This window comes from Streptomyces sp. NBC_00887, from assembly GCF_045207585.1.
Genome location: NZ_CP108788.1, coordinates 8,448,029 through 8,464,721, shown reverse-complemented (window position 1 = coordinate 8,464,721; position 16,693 = coordinate 8,448,029). Strand labels below are relative to the sequence as shown.

The 16,693-nt window shown below is 68.5% G+C and carries 13 protein-coding genes; 4 read left to right on the top strand and 9 right to left on the bottom strand.

From position 1 onward, the window contains the following. Nucleotides 1-75: 75 nt before the first annotated feature. The 3 genes from OG844_RS38615 to arc form a co-directional block, all read right to left on the bottom strand. Nucleotides 76-294: a ubiquitin-like protein Pup gene (locus OG844_RS38615; RefSeq protein WP_329212782.1), complete on the bottom strand. Its 219-nt coding sequence runs from the start codon at nt 292-294 to the stop codon at nt 76-78. 120 nt (nt 295-414) lie between these two features. Next, complete coding sequence (gene dop, locus OG844_RS38610) at nt 415-1,926, bottom strand: depupylase/deamidase Dop (protein ID WP_406388842.1); 1,512 nt, start codon at nt 1,924-1,926, stop codon at nt 415-417. A gap of 236 nt (nt 1,927-2,162) precedes the next feature. Next, entirely contained in the window at nt 2,163-3,929 is a 1,767-nt protein-coding gene (gene arc, locus OG844_RS38605) for a proteasome ATPase (protein ID WP_406388844.1), read from the bottom strand. Nucleotides 3,930-4,170: 241 nt separating this feature from the next. On the opposite strand from arc, the gene OG844_RS38600 reads away from it, so the two are divergent. Continuing rightward, nucleotides 4,171-4,482 (top strand): ferredoxin, encoded by a 312-nt coding sequence (locus OG844_RS38600; RefSeq protein WP_351175720.1) that lies wholly within the window; start codon nt 4,171-4,173, stop codon nt 4,480-4,482. Between the two features lie 4 nt (nt 4,483-4,486). Here the strand turns inward: OG844_RS38600 and OG844_RS38595 are convergent, their stop codons facing one another. The 3 genes from OG844_RS38595 to OG844_RS38585 form a co-directional block, all read right to left on the bottom strand. Continuing rightward, complete coding sequence (locus OG844_RS38595; protein WP_406388846.1) at nt 4,487-5,074, bottom strand: hypothetical protein; 588 nt, start codon at nt 5,072-5,074, stop codon at nt 4,487-4,489. Between the two features lie 209 nt (nt 5,075-5,283). Next, complete coding sequence (locus tag OG844_RS38590) at nt 5,284-6,192, bottom strand: tRNA (adenine-N1)-methyltransferase (RefSeq protein ID WP_406388848.1); 909 nt, start codon at nt 6,190-6,192, stop codon at nt 5,284-5,286. 88 nt (nt 6,193-6,280) lie between these two features. After that, on the bottom strand, nt 6,281-7,531 hold the full coding sequence (locus tag OG844_RS38585) for a site-2 protease family protein (RefSeq protein WP_383811499.1): 1,251 nt from the start codon (nt 7,529-7,531) through the stop codon (nt 6,281-6,283). Between the two features lie 171 nt (nt 7,532-7,702). Between OG844_RS38585 and OG844_RS38580 the strand changes: the two genes are divergently transcribed. Beyond that, nucleotides 7,703-8,548, top strand: a complete 846-nt coding sequence (locus tag OG844_RS38580; RefSeq protein ID WP_406396031.1) for a RecB family exonuclease — start codon at nt 7,703-7,705, stop codon at nt 8,546-8,548. A 9-nt stretch (nt 8,549-8,557) separates the two neighbouring features. Continuing rightward, a complete protein-coding gene (locus OG844_RS38575; RefSeq protein ID WP_385610509.1) occupies nt 8,558-9,229 on the top strand; it encodes a response regulator in 672 nt (223 codons plus the stop codon). Between the two features lie 84 nt (nt 9,230-9,313). On the opposite strand, the gene OG844_RS38570 is transcribed toward OG844_RS38575, so the two are convergent. The 3 genes from OG844_RS38570 to metH all read right to left on the bottom strand — a co-directional run bounded on the left by OG844_RS38570 (nt 9,314) and on the right by metH (nt 15,535). Continuing rightward, nucleotides 9,314-10,900: an ABC transporter substrate-binding protein gene (locus OG844_RS38570; RefSeq protein ID WP_406388851.1), complete on the bottom strand. Its 1,587-nt coding sequence runs from the start codon at nt 10,898-10,900 to the stop codon at nt 9,314-9,316. A 277-nt stretch (nt 10,901-11,177) separates the two neighbouring features. Then, nucleotides 11,178-11,882: an HAD-IA family hydrolase gene (locus OG844_RS38565; protein WP_406388852.1), complete on the bottom strand. Its 705-nt coding sequence runs from the start codon at nt 11,880-11,882 to the stop codon at nt 11,178-11,180. Nucleotides 11,883-12,022: 140 nt separating this feature from the next. After that, complete coding sequence (gene metH, locus OG844_RS38560) at nt 12,023-15,535, bottom strand: methionine synthase (protein WP_406388854.1); 3,513 nt, start codon at nt 15,533-15,535, stop codon at nt 12,023-12,025. Nucleotides 15,536-15,775: 240 nt separating this feature from the next. Between metH and OG844_RS38555 the strand changes: the two genes are divergently transcribed. After that, on the top strand, nt 15,776-16,540 hold the full coding sequence (locus OG844_RS38555; RefSeq protein ID WP_406388856.1) for an IclR family transcriptional regulator: 765 nt from the start codon (nt 15,776-15,778) through the stop codon (nt 16,538-16,540). The last annotated feature ends 153 nt before the right edge of the window (nt 16,541-16,693 follow it).

Here is a 16,693-nt window from a genome sequence, read left to right as displayed (position 1 = left end):
GGCGAAGGACTCCGTCGGCAGAGTTTTTCGACAGCGAGAGCATTTCCTTCCGGCAGAGAGGTCGGACATTAAGCCCTACTCTCCACCTTTCTGAACGAACGACCTCACGAAATCCTCGGCGTTGGCCTCGAGTACGTCGTCGATCTCGTCGAGGACGTCGTCGACGTCCTCGCCCAGCTTCTCCTGCCGCTCCTTGAGGTCCTCGGATGCCTGCGCCTCCTGCGCCTGCTCCTCGGCCTCCTCGGTGGAACGTGTCGCCTTCTGCTGTCCGCCGCCGGTGTCCTTGGTCGCCATGTAGCTCACCCCGCTCGGTTCGAAGCACTTGATCAGACCCTACCTACGGAGTCCGACATTGGCCCGGTACTTGTCTCAACGTCCGGAGGTCATCTGATTGATTCCCAGTCGAGGGGCCTTTCAGCCGCCCGACAGCGTCCGGACCAGCTCTTCCGCCGTGCGGCAGCGGTCCAGGAGCTCCTTCACGTGCTCCCGTGTACCGCGCAGCGGCTCCATCGTGGGCACCCGTTGCAGAGAGTCACGATCGGGCAGATCGAAGATGACCGAATCCCAGGAGGCCGCGGCCACGTCGTCCGCGTACTGCTCCAGGCAGCGGCCCCGGAAATAGGCCCTGGTGTCCTCGGGAGGCTTCGTACGGGCCCGCTCGACGTCGTTCTCGTCGAGCAGTCGCTTCATCTTCCCGCGGGCCGCCAGGCGGTTGTAGAGGCCCTTGTCGGCCCTCACGTCGGCGTACTGGAGGTCCACCAGGTGCAGGCGGGGGGCGTCCCAGTCCAGGCTGTCGCGCCGCCTGTAGGCCTCCATGAGTTCCCGTTTGGCGATCCAGTCCAGTTCGCCCGACAGGCTCATCGGATCGGTCTCCAGGCGGTTCAGCGTGTCCTCCCAGCGGACCAGGACGTCCTTGGTCTGCTCGTCGGCGTCCGCCCCGTAGCGCTCCTCGACGTATTTGCGGCCCAGCTCGAAGTACTCCATCTGGAGTTGTACCGCGGAGAGTGTCCGGCCGCTGCGGAGCGTGATCAGCTGCTGCAGGGTCGGGTCGTGCGAGACCTGGTGCAGGGTGCGCACCGGCTGGTCGACGGCCAGGTCGACGTTGATGAAGCCGTCCTCGATCATGGAGAGCACCAGTGCCGTGGTGCCGAGCTTCAGATAGGTCGAGATCTCGGAGAGATTGGCATCGCCGATGATCACATGCAGCCTGCGGTACTTCTCGGCGTCCGAGTGCGGTTCGTCGCGGGTGTTGATGATGGGGCGCTTGAGAGTGGTCTCGAGACCGACCTCGACCTCGAAGTAGTCGGCACGCTGACTGATCTGGAACCCGTGCTCGTGGCCGTCCTGGCCGATGCCGACCCGGCCGGCACCGGTGACGACCTGCCGGGACACGAAGAACGGCGTCAGATGGCGCACGATGTCCGAGAAGGGGGTCTCCCGCTTCATCAGGTAGTTCTCGTGCGTGCCGTAGGACGCGCCCTTGTTGTCGGTGTTGTTCTTGTAGAGGTGGATCGGCTGGGCACCGGGGATGGCCGCGGCCCGCTCGGCGGCTTCGGCCATGACGCGCTCGCCGGCCTTGTCCCAGAGCACCGCGTCCAGCGGATTGGTGATCTCCGGTGAGCTGTATTCGGGGTGCGCGTGGTCGACGTACAGCCGCGCACCGTTGGTGAGGATGACATTGGCGAGGCCGATGTCCTCGTCGGTGAGCTGACTGGAGTCGGCGGTCTCGCGGGCGAGGTCGAAGCCTCGCGCGTCGCGCAGCGGATTCTCCTCCTCGAAGTCCCAGCGGGCGCGGCGCGCCCGGTGCATCGCCGCCGCGTAGGCGTTGACGATCTGGGACGAGGTGAGCATGGCATTGGCGTTGGGGTGACCGGGGACGGAGATCCCGTACTCCGTCTCGATGCCCATTACTCGCCGTACGGTCATGCGGCCCTCCTTGCCCGGCGGTGCCCCCGTCCGGGAGCGCCGCTCAAGTACCGCTGCTGGTCCGGTACGCGTGCGGTGCCCGTCCCCGCACTGCGCGACTCGGCGGTACAGCAGAGCCTAGAGCGCCTCTGCGCCGGTGGGGAGATCAATTACGTCATTGTTCGGGTATGGCCGGAGCTGCCGGGAAAACGGCCGGCTGCGAATGCCCTGCCGGGCATCCGCAGCCGGTCTGCGTTTTACAGGTACTGTCCGGTATTTGCCACCGTGTCGATGGAGCGACCGGTGTCCGCGCCCTGCTTTCCGGTGACGAGTGTGCGGATGAAGACGATCCGCTCGCCCTTCTTTCCGGAAATCCTGGCCCAGTCGTCCGGGTTCGTGGTGTTGGGCAGGTCCTCGTTCTCCTTGAACTCGTCCACGCACGCCTGGAGAAGGTGGGAGACGCGCAGGCCCTTTTGGCGCTGCTCGAGGAATGCCTTGATGGCCATTTTCTTTGCCCGGTCCACGATGTTCTGAATCATCGCTCCGGAGTTGAAGTCCTTGAAGTACAGGACTTCCTTGTCGCCGTTGGCGTAGGTGACCTCGAGGAAGCGGTTCTCCTCGGACTCCGTGTACATCCGCTCCACGACCGACTGGATCATCGCGTGGGCGGCGGCCTCCTTCGAGCCGGAGTGCTCGGTGAGGTCGTCCGCGTGCAGCGGCAGCGAAGGAGTGAGGTACTTCGCGAAGATGTCCTTCGCGGCCTCCGCGTCCGGGCGCTCGATCTTGATCTTCACATCGAGACGGCCGGGCCGCAGGATGGCGGGGTCGATCATGTCCTCGCGGTTGGAGGCACCGATGACGATGACGTTCTCCAGGCCCTCCACACCGTCGATCTCGGCGAGCAGCTGGGGGACGATGGTGTTCTCCACGTCCGAGCTGACACCGGAACCACGGGTGCGGAAGAGGGACTCCATCTCGTCGAAGAAGACGATGACGGGGGTGCCCTCGCTCGCCTTCTCCCGAGCACGCTGGAAGACCAGACGGATGTGCCGCTCGGTCTCACCGACGTACTTGTTGAGGAGCTCGGGGCCCTTGATATTGAGGAAGTAGCTCTTCCCCGCGGGCTGTCCGGTGACCTCGGCGACCTTTTTGGCCAGCGAGTTGGCTACGGCCTTGGCAATGAGTGTCTTGCCGCAGCCGGGGGGACCGTAGAGCAGGATGCCCTTCGGCGGACGCAGTTCGTGCTCTTTGAAGAGGTCCGGGTGCAGGTAGGGGAGCTCGACCGCGTCGCGGATCAGCTCGATCTGGTCGCCCAGGCCGCCGATCTTCTCGTAGTCGATGTCCGGAACCTCTTCGAGGACGAGCTCTTCGACCTCGCTCTTGGGGACCACTTCGTAGACGTAGCCGGACCTGGGTTCGAGCAGGAGGGCGTCGCCGGGGCGGATGGTGATGTCCAGCAGAGGCTCGGCGAGCCTCACCACCCGCTCCTCGTCGGTGTGCCCGACGACCAGGGCGCGTTCGCCGTCCTCGAGGATCTCCTTGAGGGTGACGATGTCCCCGGCCCGCTCGAATTCCATGGCCTCGACCACGTTGAGCGCCTCGTTGAGCATGACTTCCTGGCCCCGCCGAAGGCCTTCGATCTCGACGCTGGGGCTCACATTCACCCGGAGCTTGCGGCCCCCGGTGAAGATGTCGCAGGTGCCGTCCTCGTTGACCTGCAGGAAGACACCGAAGCCGGCCGGTGGCTGGGCAAGCCGGTCGACTTCCTCCTTGAGGGCCACGATCTGGTCGCGGGCCTCGCGGAGCGTATTGGCGAGCCGCTCGTTCTGTGCGGACACGCCTGCCAGGTTGGTCTGCAACTCGACGATCCGCTCTTCGAGAATCCTCGTATGACGCGGAGAGTCGGCGAGCTTGCGTCGCAGGACGGCGATTTCCTGCTCGAGATAGGCAACCTGGCCGGCTGGGTCTTCTGACCCCCGCCCGGGCCGGATGCCGCGGTTGATGTCGTCGTCGTGGGCTGCCACGGTCCTCACCTCCTCCAAGGGGAGCTGGACGCTTCCTGACCCTACCTGGGTGGGTGATGATTGAAACCCCTAGATCACAAAGACCCGGTGGTGTGTCCGATCTTCACCCTTGCGCTCTCCCTCACGCCAAGGGAATACCCACCCTTCGGCACCGGGAAGCTGCCGGTTGTATCGTCGAACCGTTCAACACCCGTCAGGGCTGGCTTCAATTGGTGCAGATACGCAGGGAACGGCAGGACACATGACCGCGCAGCAGGACGCTCCGGGCAGCAGTGACACGCAGGACCTGGAGGTCTGGATCGACCAGGACCTCTGTACGGGCGACGGCATCTGCGTGCAGTACGCACCTGAGGTGTTCGAGCTGGACATCGACGGTCTGGCATATGTCAAGAGCGCCGAGGACGAGCTGCTCCAGGACAAGGGGGCGACCACCCCGGTGCCGCTGCCGCTGCTCCAGGACGTGGTGGACTCGGCCAAGGAATGCCCGGGCGACTGCATTCATGTACGTCGCGTTTCGGACAACGTGGAAGTCTTCGGCCCGGACGCGGCGTAACGCCTCAGGCGCTCAGCGCGGTGTCCCCGGCGGACTTGATGAACGCGTTGCCCTTCCACTGCCAGGTGGCGCTCTCCTGCTCGTCGGGGCAGCAGCGCGGCACCTCGGCCGAGGAGTAGCCGAGGAGCGTCGCCGCGACGAGGCCGTCACGGACCGCGAGATCCGTGACCGTCATCTTCTGGGCGGGGTCCACCAGGGTTGCCACAACCCGCGGTGCGGCCCCGCTCGCCTGTGTCAGGACGTAGATCCCGCTGGGCGGTGTGCCGGAACCCGCGGCGCAGTGCACGACGGCGACGGTCTCGGGCCTCTTGTCGCCGTCGAGGTCGCCGGCGGCCTGTTCGGCGACGGTGTACCCGGCTGTGCCGCAGTCCAGCGGGAAGTCGGCGTCGGCCGGGTCGGGTGCTGCGGCGGCGGGCGCGGCGCCGTGCTGGGCGTTGGTGCGGTGCTCGGACGCGGAGGCGGTCGCGGTGGCCGCCTCCGGCTGGAGCAGGCCTGCCGCTGCGACGACGGCGGCCATGGCCGCGGCCGTGGCGAGCCAGTGCACCGGCTTGGTGTCGGTGTGCGCGAGATCCGGGAGCGCGGAGGACTGCACGCGGTTTCTCTCCTGTGGTTCCTGGAGGCCTGGACAGGCGGCGGCCGACGGGAAATCGGCGGGTGGGGGTGGCCAGCATCGTGCCACACCTCACACCGCAGGGGAACGGCGGGGTCACCGCCCGTTGCCGCGGAGGACGAAAAGGCGCCGCCTGCCGGCTCCCGGGTCGGTCCGGGGAACTGGGCGGCGGCGCCTGAGCGTTGTACGGGTCAGTCGCGGTTGGCGGAGCCGCTCTTGCTGCCGGGACCGCTGTAGTCCTCGCCGTAGGCGCCCTTGGACGGGCGGCGGCGGCGCAGCGGCGCCTCGACGCCGTCCGCGAGACGGCGGGCGGTGACCAGGAAGCCGGTGTGGCCGATCATCCTGTGGTCGGGACGGACGGCCAGGCCTTCGACGTGCCAGTTGCGGATCATCGACTCCCAGGGCTGCGGCTCCGCGAAGCAGCCGATCTCCCGGATGGATTCGACGGTCCGCGACAGCTGCGTGGTGGTCGCGACGTACGCGCAGAGGATGCCGCCGGGCACGAGTGCCTTGGAGACGGCCTCGAGGCATTCCCACGGGGCGAGCATGTCCAGGACGACACGGTCGACGTCGGTGTCCGAGAGGTTGTCCTGGAGGTCGCCGACGGTGAGCTGCCAGGCGGGGTGCGGAGAGCCGAAGTAACGCTCCACGTTCTGCCGGGCGATCTCGGCGAAGTCCTCGCGGCGCTCGTAGGAGTGCAGCATGCCCTGCTCGCCGATGGCGCGCAGGAGGAAGGTACTGAGCGCTCCGGAGCCGACACCGGCTTCCACGACGCGGGCGCCGGGGAAGATGTCGCCGAAGGCCAGGATCTGCCCCGCGTCCTTGGGATAGACCACGGCGGCGCCGCGGGGCATGGACAGGACGTAGTCGGGGAGCAGGGGGCGCAGCGCGAGATAGGCGACGTTTCCCGTGGTACGGACAACACTGCCCTCGGGAGCACCGATCAGCTCGTCGTGCGGGAAAGAACCCTTGTGGGTGTGGAAGTTCTTTCCGGCCTCGAGCGTGAAGGTGTAGTGGCGTCCCTTGGGGTCGGTGAGCTGGACCTGGTCCCCGACTTTGAATGGGCCGCGACGACGGGCGGCACCGGTCGGTTCGGACATGCGGCCAGCCTACCGGTATTTCGGAGTCCCCCATTTTCGGGGGCCTTTCCGGGGGCCTTCGGCCGCCCGCGTGCCCGGTGGCGGAGAGTCAGGCCGCGGGCCGGGCCATCGCCGCGACGAAGGCGCGTTCGACGTCGGCGGTGGAGAGGACTCCGTAGATCTCGCCGGTGTCCTCGACGACCAGGTACTCGGTGGCGGGGGTCGCCTTGAGCCGGTCCAGCAGAGCCTCGCCCGCGAGTTCCGCGGGGACCTTCATGCCCTCGGTGAGGTCCTGGGCGAGGCCGCTGACGGCTACCCAGGGGCGGCGGTGTTCGGGGACTCCGACGATGGCTGCCTCGCGGACGACGCCCTTGGGGTTGCCCTGTCCGTCGACGACCACGAGGGCACGGGCGCCCGCCTCGTTGGCACGGCGGAGTGCCTCGGAGAGCGGAGTGGCGGACTCGACGGGGACCGCGCGCCGCGTCAGGGTGCGGGCGCGCAGGTCCGGGAGGTGCTCGCGCAGCCTGGCCATGCGCAGGCTGTTGCCCGCGCCGGTCCAGATGATTCCGGCGAGGATCGCGGCGAGCAGAGCGTCGGTCACGGTCTCGAAGCCGCTGATCTCGCTGGTGGCGTTGCCGAGGGCGCCGGTGTGGGTGAGGAGGGGCAGGCCGACGAGAACGGCGACGGCCAGGCCCCGGCCGACCCATGCGGCGGCGATGGTGCCGCTCATCGGCTTGCCGGTGATCTTCCAGACGACGGCGCGCAGCATGCGTCCGCCGTCGAGGGGGAGGCCGGGCAGCAGGTTGAAGGCGGCGACGATGAGGTTGGAGATCATCAGTCCGGCGAGGAGCACCCCGGGGACGGTGCCGGCTTCGACGAACTGCAGGGGGATGTAGAAGAGGCCGCCCAGCACCAGGGAGAGCAGGGGACCCACGAAGGCGAGGACGAACTCGCGGCCGGGGGTCTCGGACTCCTTCTCGATCTCGGAGACGCCGCCGAAGAACTGGAGCTGGATGCGGCGGACCGGCAGCTTGTAGCGCAGGGCGGCGACGGTGTGCGCGAGCTCGTGGACGAGGACGGAGGCGTAGAAGGCGATCGCGAAGAACAGTGCGACCAGGTAGCGGGCGGCGCCGAGTTCCGGCAGCACGCGGTCGAGCTGACCGCCGAAGACCCACGTGATCAGCGCGGCGACGACGAACCAGCTGGGCGCCACGTACACGGGCACGCCGAAGGGGCGGCCCATGAGGAGGCCGCCGCCCGGATCTGCGGGGCGGCGCGGTTTGCCTTTCTCCGGCCCGGTGCCGGGGTCGGAACCCCCTGCGCCGGGCTTCGGGCGCCCGCTGTCGCCGCTCTCGTCCACGGGGTCCTTTCGGTCGGTGGCGTCCTGCCACGATCATGCAGTCTGCGAGCTCTGTGGTCGATGGTATGCCGCTGGGTGTCGGTGGCGGGTCGTAGGGTCTGCGACATGACCTCCGTACCGCGCCCGCCTCGGCCACCCTCGTCCCTGTCGCCGTCGCGCGCGAGCGATTTCATGCAATGCCCGTTGCTGTACCGCTTCCGGGTCATCGACAAGCTGCCCGAGAAGCCCAGTGAGGCAGCTACCCGGGGCACGCTGGTGCATGCGGTGCTGGAGCGCCTGTTCGACTCCCCGGCGGGGGACCGTACGGCGCCGAAGGCCAAGGCGCTGATCCCCGGCCAGTGGGACCGGCTGCTCGAGTCGAAGCCCGAGCTGACCGAGCTGTTCGACGGGGACGCCGGGAGTGAGCGCCTCGCCGGGTGGCTGCGCGAGGCGGAGCAGCTGGTGGAGCGGTGGTTCTCGCTGGAGGACCCGACCCGGCTGGAGCCGGCCGAGCGTGAGCTGTTCGTCGAGACGGAGCTGGATTCGGGGCTGCGGCTGCGCGGTGTGATCGACCGGATCGACGTGGCTCCCACCGGCGAGGTCCGGATCGTGGACTACAAGACGGGCAAGGCCCCGCGTCCGGAGTACGCGGAGGGCGCGCTGTTCCAGATGAAGTTCTACGCCCTGGTGATCTGGCGTCTGAAGAACGTGCTGCCCAGGCGGCTCCAGCTCGTCTATCTGGGCAGCGGTGACGTCCTGACGTACGACCCCGTTCCGGCCGACCTGGAGCGGGTGGAGCGCAAACTGCTGGCCCTGTGGGACGCGATCCGGCTGGCTACGGAGACGGGCGAGTGGCGGCCGCGGCCGACGAAGCTCTGCGGCTGGTGCGATCACCGTGCGGTCTGTCCCGAGTTCGGTGGGACTCCCCCGGTGTATCCCCTGTCGGTACGCCCTGCGGAGTCGGAGGAAGGTGTCCAGGGCAGAATGGAGCCGGTCCGGGCAGAGGCCGGCCAACCGGCGGCCCTCGAAGGCCCTTAAGGAGATTCCGTGGCTATCCGCGTCCTGCTGGTCGATGACCAACCACTGCTGCGCACCGGTTTCCGGATGATCCTGGAGGCCGAGGGCGATCTCGCGGTGGTCGGGGAGGCCGGCGACGGTCTGCAGGCCATCGACCAGGTGCGGGCGCTGCAGCCCGATGTCGTGCTCATGGACATCCGGATGCCGCGGATGGACGGTGTCGAGGCGACCCGTCAGATCACCGGCCCCGGACGCGACGGTCCGGCGAAGGTCCTCGTGCTGACGACGTTCGATCTCGACGAGTACGTGGTGGAGGCGCTGCGCGCCGGAGCCAGCGGCTTCCTGCTGAAGGACGCTCCGGCCAATGAGCTGGTGCAGGCCATCCGCGTGGTGGCGGCGGGCGAGGCGATGCTGGCGCCGAGCATCACGCGCCGGCTGCTCGACAAGTACGCGGACCATCTGCCGTCGGGCGAGGAGCCCGTCCCGGACGCGCTCCACACGCTCACGGAGCGCGAGGTGGAAGTGCTGAAGCTCGTGGCGCGGGGCCTGTCGAACGCGGAGATCGCCGCCGACCTGTTCGTGAGCGAGACGACGGTCAAGACCCATGTGGGCCACGTGCTGACGAAGCTGGGCCTGCGCGACCGGGTGCAGGCGGCTGTCTACGCCTACGAGAGCGGTCTGGTGCGTCCCGGCGCCCAGTGAGCCGGGGCGGTACAGGCGGTGCGTACGGTGATGCGGTCCGGGGCAGTTGCCCCGGACCGCATCGCCGTTCCGCAAGGTGCCGCGTCAGCTGCGGGCGAGCTCCCAGAGCTGCAGGTCGGCCGAGGCGTTGACCGCCCACTCCACACCGTTCAGGCCGACACGCGAGGCGACGTACTGCTTGCCCTGCCAGACCGGGAGGACGGGGACGTCGTCGGCCACGATGTCCTGGATCTTCGTGAAGGTCCCGGACGCCGCGCTGCGGTCGGCCGCGCGGCGGGACTGGGGAATGAGCGTGTCCTGGGCGAGCGCCGACTCGTAGGGCGAGTTGAGGAAGTTGTTCTTGTCGAGGAACGGCGCCGTGTAGTTGTCCGGGTCCGGGAAGTCCGGGAACCAGCCCATCCCGTAAACGGCGTAGTCACCGTTCTTCTGGGCCGGGCGGTACTTGGACCACGGAGTGCCCACGACGTCGACCTCGAAGAGCTTCGAGTCGTTGAGCTGCTTCGCCAGCAGCTTGTACTCGGAGGCGGTGGCGGGACCGTAGTGGTCGGTCGTGTAGTTCAGCGTGAACTTCACCGGGGTGTCGATGCCGGCCTTCTCCAGGGTTTCCGCGGCGCCTGTGACGCTCGGCTCCCCGTACTTGTTGAAGAACGAGTTGGTGTGTCCGGTCACTCCGGACGGGATCAGCGAGTAGAGCGGCTCGGCGGTGCTGCCGTACACGCCGGTCGCGATGGACCCCCGGTCGATGACCTGGGCCATCGCCTGGCGCACGGCCTTGTCCTTCACCGCCGGGTCCTCGGTGTTGAAGGCGAGGTAGCTGATGGCGAGGCCGGGCATCTCGGTGAGCTCGATGCCTTCCTTCGGCTGCTCGAGCATCTGCTGGGCCTGCTCGGGCGACATGGTGCGCGTCATCATGTCGATCTCGTCGTCCTCGAGCGCCTTGCCCATCGCCGCCGCGTCGGGGAAGAGGTTCAGCTCGACCTTGTCGTTGAGGACCTTCAGGTCGCCCTTGTACTTGGGGTTCCGGGTGAAGACGACCTTGACGACCTGGTCGTCCTTGACCTCGGGCTCCATGGTGTACGGACCCGAGCCGTCGACCTGGAAGCCGTCGCGGGCGGCCTTGGCGGGGTACTTGTCCTTCTGGACGATCCCGGCGGGCGGCGTGGCGAGCTTGTAGGGGAAGGTCGCGTCCGAGGTCTTCAGGTGGAAGACGATCTGCTTCGGACCCTTGGTCTCGATCGTGTCGATGTTCGCGAGCAGGCCCACCGGGCCGCTTTCGTCCTTGATGTCCAGGACGCGCTGGATCGAGTACTTCACGTCCTCCGGCGTGACGGGCGTGCCGTCGGAGAAGGTGAGGCCGTCGCGCAGGGTGCAGCGGTAGCTCTCGCTCGCCGTGTCGGTGAACTCGCAGCTCCGGGCCGCTTCGGGAACGGGCTCACCGCCGCCGCGCGGGATGTGGGTCAGGGTCTGCACCGTCTGGCGCAGGACGTTCCAGACACCCGCTTCGTAGCCGATCGCCGGGTCGAGCGGCGCGGTGTTGTCCTTGGAGGCGACGAACTGGTCCGTTGTCCCGACGACGATGGCATCGCCCCCGTCGTCCGACCCGCCACAGGCGGCGAGAACGGGCGCGAGCAGGCCGATCACGGCCGGCAGCACCAGCGTCTTGCGGTTCATCTGGACGTACTCCCTCATTCCGACATGTGAGATGACCGAGGTTAGTGGGAGCCGTGGAAGGGCTTGACCGGGGCGATCCGGCCACGTATGCACTCGGTGATGACAGATGACCGCGCGTTCACATCACGCTCGGGAATGATTCGTACACCGCTTCATGAACCGGGACACATGGGCTGCCGAAACGGACACTCGGGGTGATCCCGAAAGGGTCCGACCGTCACGGCGCGTGACGAACCTCACGCCCGGACTGATGACGACGTCTTGACATGAACCTGCATTACGCGTGCTGTTCCGTGATCAGCCGGCGCAGGAACGCGAGATCCACGTGCTCGAGGGAGGGCACCACCACGCGTCCGGGCGCGGCGGCGATCGGAGCGACGGACGGCACGGCGACCACACGGCAGCCCGCGGCCTCCGCCGCGGCGACGCCCGTCGCGGTGTCCTCGACGACCGCGCAGCGCCGGGGGTCGGCCGCGAATCCGGCGGCCGCCGCGAGGTACGGCTCCGGGTGGGGCTTCGTGCGGGTGACCTCGTCACCCGCGACAGTGAGCGCGAAGTGGTGGTGCCCCACCGAGTCCAGCACCCGGTCGATGATGCGCCGGTGCGAGGCGGACACGAGGGCGGTGGGCACCCTGTGCGCGGCGAGCTCGGCGAGCAGCCGTGCGGCGCCCGGCATGAGCGGCACGCCACGTGCGATGCGCTTCTCGAAGCGGTCGTTGAGGAGCACCGTGAGCTCTTCGATGGAGATGTCGGCACCGGTGACCTCGATCAGGTACCCGGCGCTGCGGGTCATCGGACCTCCGACGACGATGTCGCGCCAGGATTCGTCCAGGCGGTGCCCGAGGTCGGCGAAGACCTCGGCCTCCACGTCCCACCAGAATCCCTCGGTATCGACCAGGGTGCCGTCCATGTCGAGAAGGACGGCCTGCAGGGCGGAGCCTTCGGCCGTACGGGTCAAGGACGCGGGGACCGTACTGGTCATCCGGTACACCTCCATGAGGGACGAGAAGGCCGGCCGCCTTCCCGGTGGGAACGGCGACCGGCCTGCACTGGACCGACCAGTCTACGACTCGTGCGGGGACGACGCATGGAGCGGCGCCCTGCCGCGCGTTGAACAGCTGACTACCGTGCGTTGAAGTACTTGGCCTCGGGGTGGTGGATGACGATCGCGTCGGTGGACTGCTCGGGGTGCAGCTGGAACTCCTCGGAGAGCTTCACCCCGATGCGCTCGGGCTCCAGGAGCGCCGCGATCTTCGCCCGGTCCTCCAGGTCCGGGCAGGCCCCGTAGCCGAGGGAGAAGCGCGCTCCGCGGTACTTCAGGGCGAACATGTCCTCGACGTCCGAAGGGTCCTCCCCGGCGAAGCCCAGCTCGCTGCGGACCCGTGCGTGCCAGTACTCGGCGAGCGCCTCGGCCAGCTGCACGGACAGCCCGTGCAGCTCCAGGTAGTCGCGGTAGGAGTTCGCCTCGAAGAGCTCGGCGGTGGCCCCGCCGATCTTCGAGCCGACCGTGACGACCTGGAGGCCGATCACGTCCGTCTCACCCGACTCCTCGGGGCGGAAGAAGTCCGCGAGGCACAGACGGCGGCCGCGGCGCTGGCGCGGGAAGGTGAAGCGGGTGCGCTCCGAGCCGTCCTCGTGCAGCAGGATCAGGTCGTCACCCTTGGACACGCACGGGAAGTAGCCGTAGACGACGGCCGCCTCCAGCAGGTTCTCGGTGTGGAGCTTGTCGAGCCAGCCGCGCAGGTGCGGGCGGCCCTCGGTCTCCACCAGCTCCTCGTACGTCGGCCCGTCGCCCGCACGGGCCTGCTTGAGGCCCCACTGGCCCTTGAAGAGGGCTCCCTCGTCCAGCCAGGAGGCGTACTCCTTGAGCTGGATGCCCTTGACCACGCGGGTGCCCCAGAACGGCGGCTCGGGGACCGGGTTGGTGACGGAGACGTCGGAACGCACGCCCTCCTCCGGCTCCTCGACCTCCGGTACGGCGGTGTCCCGCTTGGGCACCCTGCGCTGCTTCAGCTCGGGAAGCGTGGCACCCGGGACGCCCCGCTTGACCGCGATGAGGGCGTCCATGAGCCGCAGCCCCTCGAACGCGTCGCGGGCGTAGCGGACCTCGCCCTCGTAGATCTCGTGCAGGTCCTGCTCGACGTAGGCCCGGGTGAGGGCGGCACCGCCCAGGATGACCGGGTAGTCGGCCGCCATCCTGCGCTGGTTCAGCTCCTCCAGGTTCTCCTTCATGATCACCGTCGACTTCACCAGGAGACCGGACATGCCGATGACATCGGCCCGGTGCTCCTCGGCGGCGTCCAGGATCGCGGCGACGGGCTGCTTGATGCCCAGGTTGACGACGTTGTAGCCGTTGTTCGACAGGATGATGTCGACGAGGTTCTTGCCGATGTCGTGGACGTCGCCGCGGACGGTGGCCAGCACGATGGTGCCCTTGCCCTCGGCGTCCGACTTCTCCATGTGCGGTTCGAGGTGGGCCACCGCCGTCTTCATGACCTCGGCGGACTGCAGCACGAAGGGCAGCTGCATCTGCCCGGAGCCGAAGAGCTCGCCGACGACCTTCATGCCCGCGAGCAGGGTGTCGTTGACGATGTCGAGCGCGGGACGGCTCTGCAGGGCTTCGTCGAGGTCCGTCTCCAGACCGTTCTTCTCACCGTCGATGATGCGGCGCTGCAGTCGCTCGTCCAGCGGCAGGGCCAGGAGCTCCTCGGCCTTGCCCTCCTTCATCGACTTCATGTTGACGCCCTCGAACAGCTCCATGAGCCGCTGGAGGGGGTCGTACCCCTCGGCGCGCCGGTCGTAGACGAGATCGAGTGCGACCTTGACCTGTTCCTCCTCCAGCCGCGCGATGGGCAGGATCTTGGAGGCGTGCACGATCGCGGAGTCCAGGCCGGCCTTGACGCACTCGTCGAGGAACACGGAGTTCAGGACGACGCGGGCGGCCGGGTTGAGGCCGAAGGAGATGTTGGACAGGCCGAGCGTGGTCTGGACGTCGGGGTGGCGCTTCTTCAGCTCCCGGATTGCTCCGATCGTGGCGACGCCGTCCTTGCGGGACTCCTCCTGACCGGTGCAGATGGTGAAGGTCAGGGTGTCGATGAGGATGTCGGACTCGTGGATGCCCCAGTTCCCGGTCAGGTCCTCGATCAGGCGCTCGGCGATGGCGACCTTGTGCTCGACGGTGCGGGCCTGGCCCTCCTCGTCGATGGTCAGCGCGATCAGCGCGGCGCCGTGCTCTGAGGCCAGCGCGCTGACCTGGGCGAAGCGGGACTCGGGCCCGTCGCCGTCCTCGTAGTTGACGGAGTTGAGCACCGCTCGTCCGCCGAGCTTCTCCAGGCCGGCCCGCAGGACGGGCAGCTCGGTGGAGTCCAGGACGATGGGCAGCGTGGAGGCCGTGGCGAAGCGTCCCGCCAGCTCCTCCATGTCGGCCACGCCGTCGCGGCCGACGTAGTCGACGCAGAGGTCGAGCATGTGCGCGCCCTCCCGGATCTGGTCGCGGGCCATCTCCACGCAGTCGTCCCAGCGCGCCTCGAGCATGGCCTCGCGGAACTTCTTCGACCCGTTGGCGTTCGTACGCTCGCCGATCGCCAGGTAGGAGGTGTCCTGGCGGAACGGAACGGTCTGGTAGAGGGAGGCGGCGCCCGGCTCGGGGCGCGGCTCGCGGACGGTGGGGGCCACGCCCCGCACGCGCTCGACGACCTGGCGCAGGTGTTCGGGCGTGGTCCCGCAGCAGCCGCCGATCAGGGAGAGGCCGTACTCGCGTACGAAGGTCTCCTGGGCGTCGGCCAGTTCCGACGGGGACAGCGGGTAGTGCGCGCCGTTCTTGCCGAGCACCGGCAGGCCCGCGTTCGGCATGCAGGAGAGCGGGATGCGGGAGTGCCGGGCGAGGTAGCGCAGGTGCTCGCTCATCTCGGCCGGGCCGGTGGCACAGTTCAGGCCGATCATGTCGATGCCGAGCGGCTCGAGCGCGGTCAGTGCGGCGCCGATCTCGGAGCCGAGCAGCATCGTGCCGGTCGTCTCGACGGTGACGGAGCAGATGACCGGCAGGTCGGCGCCGGTGGCTTCGAGGGCGCGCCGGGCGCCGATGACGGAGGCCTTGGTCTGCAGCAGGTCCTGGGTGGTCTCGATCAGGAGCGCGTCGGCGCCGCCGGCGATCATGCCTTCGGCGTTCTGCTGGTAGGCGTCGCGGAGCTTGCCGTACGGGGCGTGGCCGAGGGTCGGCAGTTTGGTACCCGGCCCCATCGAGCCGAGCACCCAGCGCTGCTGCCCGGTGGAGGCGGTGAACTCGTCGGCGACCTCACGGGCGATACGGGCTCCGGATTCGGAGAGCTCGAAGACCCGCTCGGGAATGTCGTACTCGCCCAGGGCCGCGAGGTTGGCTCCGAACGTGTTCGTCTCGACGCAGTCCACGCCGACGGCGAAGTACTCCTCATGCACCGAACGGACGATGTCGGGCCGGGTGACGTTGAGGATCTCGTTACAGCCCTCCAGGTCCTCGAAGTCCTCGAGGGTGGGGTCCTGGGCCTGCAGCATCGTGCCCATGGCGCCGTCGGCCACCACCACACGGGTGGCGAGCGCCTCGCGGAGGGCTGCGGCTCGGGTGCGGCTGTCAGCGGCGGGGGTCTGCAACGAGGCCATGGATGTTCTCCCTGGGATGCGACGGCTGTCGGCTTTGCGCCCTTCTGCGGAGGAGGGCACGCCGCCAGCCTAGCCGGGCGGGGCCCGGCCCGGTCGTCGCGTCCCACGGGGCGGACTGCATGCTGTGCGAGGAACGGGCCCGGTCGCGCGGTGACGCAGAATCTTCGACCGACCGGACATAGGTCGGCATCGACCGATAGTGTTCAGCATTGTCGAACCGAGGTGGAGGAGTACGGCGCGATGGCCAAGAACATCCAGTCGCTCGAGCGGGCAGCAGCGATGCTGCGTCTGCTGGCGGGCGGCGAGCGTCGGCTCGGGCTGTCCGACATCTCCTCCTCGCTGGGGCTGGCCAAGGGCACCGCGCACGGCATCCTGCGCACCCTGCAGCACGAGGGCTTCGTCGAGCAGGACGCCGCCTCCGGCCGCTATCAGCTCGGCGCCGAACTGCTGCGCCTGGGCAACAGCTATCTCGACGTGCACGAGCTGCGGGCCCGCGCCCTCGTCTGGACCGACGACCTGGCACGTTCCAGCGGCGAGAGCGTCCACCTGGGCGTGCTGCACCAGCACGGCGTGCTGATCGTCCACCACGTCTTCCGGCCCGACGACAGCCGCCAGGTACTGGAGGTCGGGGCCATGCAGCCGCTGCACTCCACCGCTCTCGGCAAGGTGCTCTCCGCCTACGACCCCGTGGCGCACAGCGAGGTCGTCGAGGTGGAGCGCCGGCCCTTCACGCCGCGCACGGTCACCGCCGAGCAGGAGTTCGAGTCACTGCTCGACCTGATCCGGGCGCAGGGCTGGGCCTCCGACGTGGAGGAGACCTGGGAGGGGGTGGCCGCGGTGGCCGCACCCATTCACGACCGGCGGCGGATGCCCGTGGGCGCCGTGGCCGTGACGGGCGCCGTGGAGCGGGTCAGCCCCGGCGGTGACCTGCGCCCCGAGCTCATCGCCGCGGTACGGGACTGCGCCCGCGCCGTCTCCCGGGATCTGGGTGCCGGGCGCTTCTGAGCCCGCACCGCGCCGTCGGTAACGATCGAGTCCCGCACCGGGTCCCGAGCCACAGAACTCTTGACGCGTCGTTCATTGGGGAGAAACATTGCCGTTCACCGGTCGGCATTGCCGAACACCTAACGGCAATACGCGTTAGGGTGTGACAGTGCC

Bases quoted from the DNA above. Each gene is read 5' to 3' on its own strand.
- OG844_RS38615 (WP_329212782.1), bottom strand. From the start codon at position 294: ATGGCGACCAAGGACACCGGCGGCGGACAGCAGAAGGCGACACGTTCC.
- dop (WP_406388842.1), bottom strand. From the start codon at position 1,926: ATGACCGTACGGCGAGTAATGGGCATCGAGACGGAGTACGGGATCTCC.
- OG844_RS38600 (WP_351175720.1), top strand. From the start codon at position 4,171: ATGACCGCGCAGCAGGACGCTCCGGGCAGCAGTGACACGCAGGACCTG.
- OG844_RS38590 (WP_406388848.1), bottom strand. From the start codon at position 6,192: ATGTCCGAACCGACCGGTGCCGCCCGTCGTCGCGGCCCATTCAAAGTC.
- OG844_RS38580 (WP_406396031.1), top strand. From the start codon at position 7,703: ATGCAATGCCCGTTGCTGTACCGCTTCCGGGTCATCGACAAGCTGCCC.
- OG844_RS38570 (WP_406388851.1), bottom strand. From the start codon at position 10,900: ATGAACCGCAAGACGCTGGTGCTGCCGGCCGTGATCGGCCTGCTCGCG.
- OG844_RS38565 (WP_406388852.1), bottom strand. From the start codon at position 11,882: ATGACCAGTACGGTCCCCGCGTCCTTGACCCGTACGGCCGAAGGCTCC.
- metH (WP_406388854.1), bottom strand. From the start codon at position 15,535: ATGGCCTCGTTGCAGACCCCCGCCGCTGACAGCCGCACCCGAGCCGCA.
- OG844_RS38555 (WP_406388856.1), top strand. From the start codon at position 15,776: ATGGCCAAGAACATCCAGTCGCTCGAGCGGGCAGCAGCGATGCTGCGT.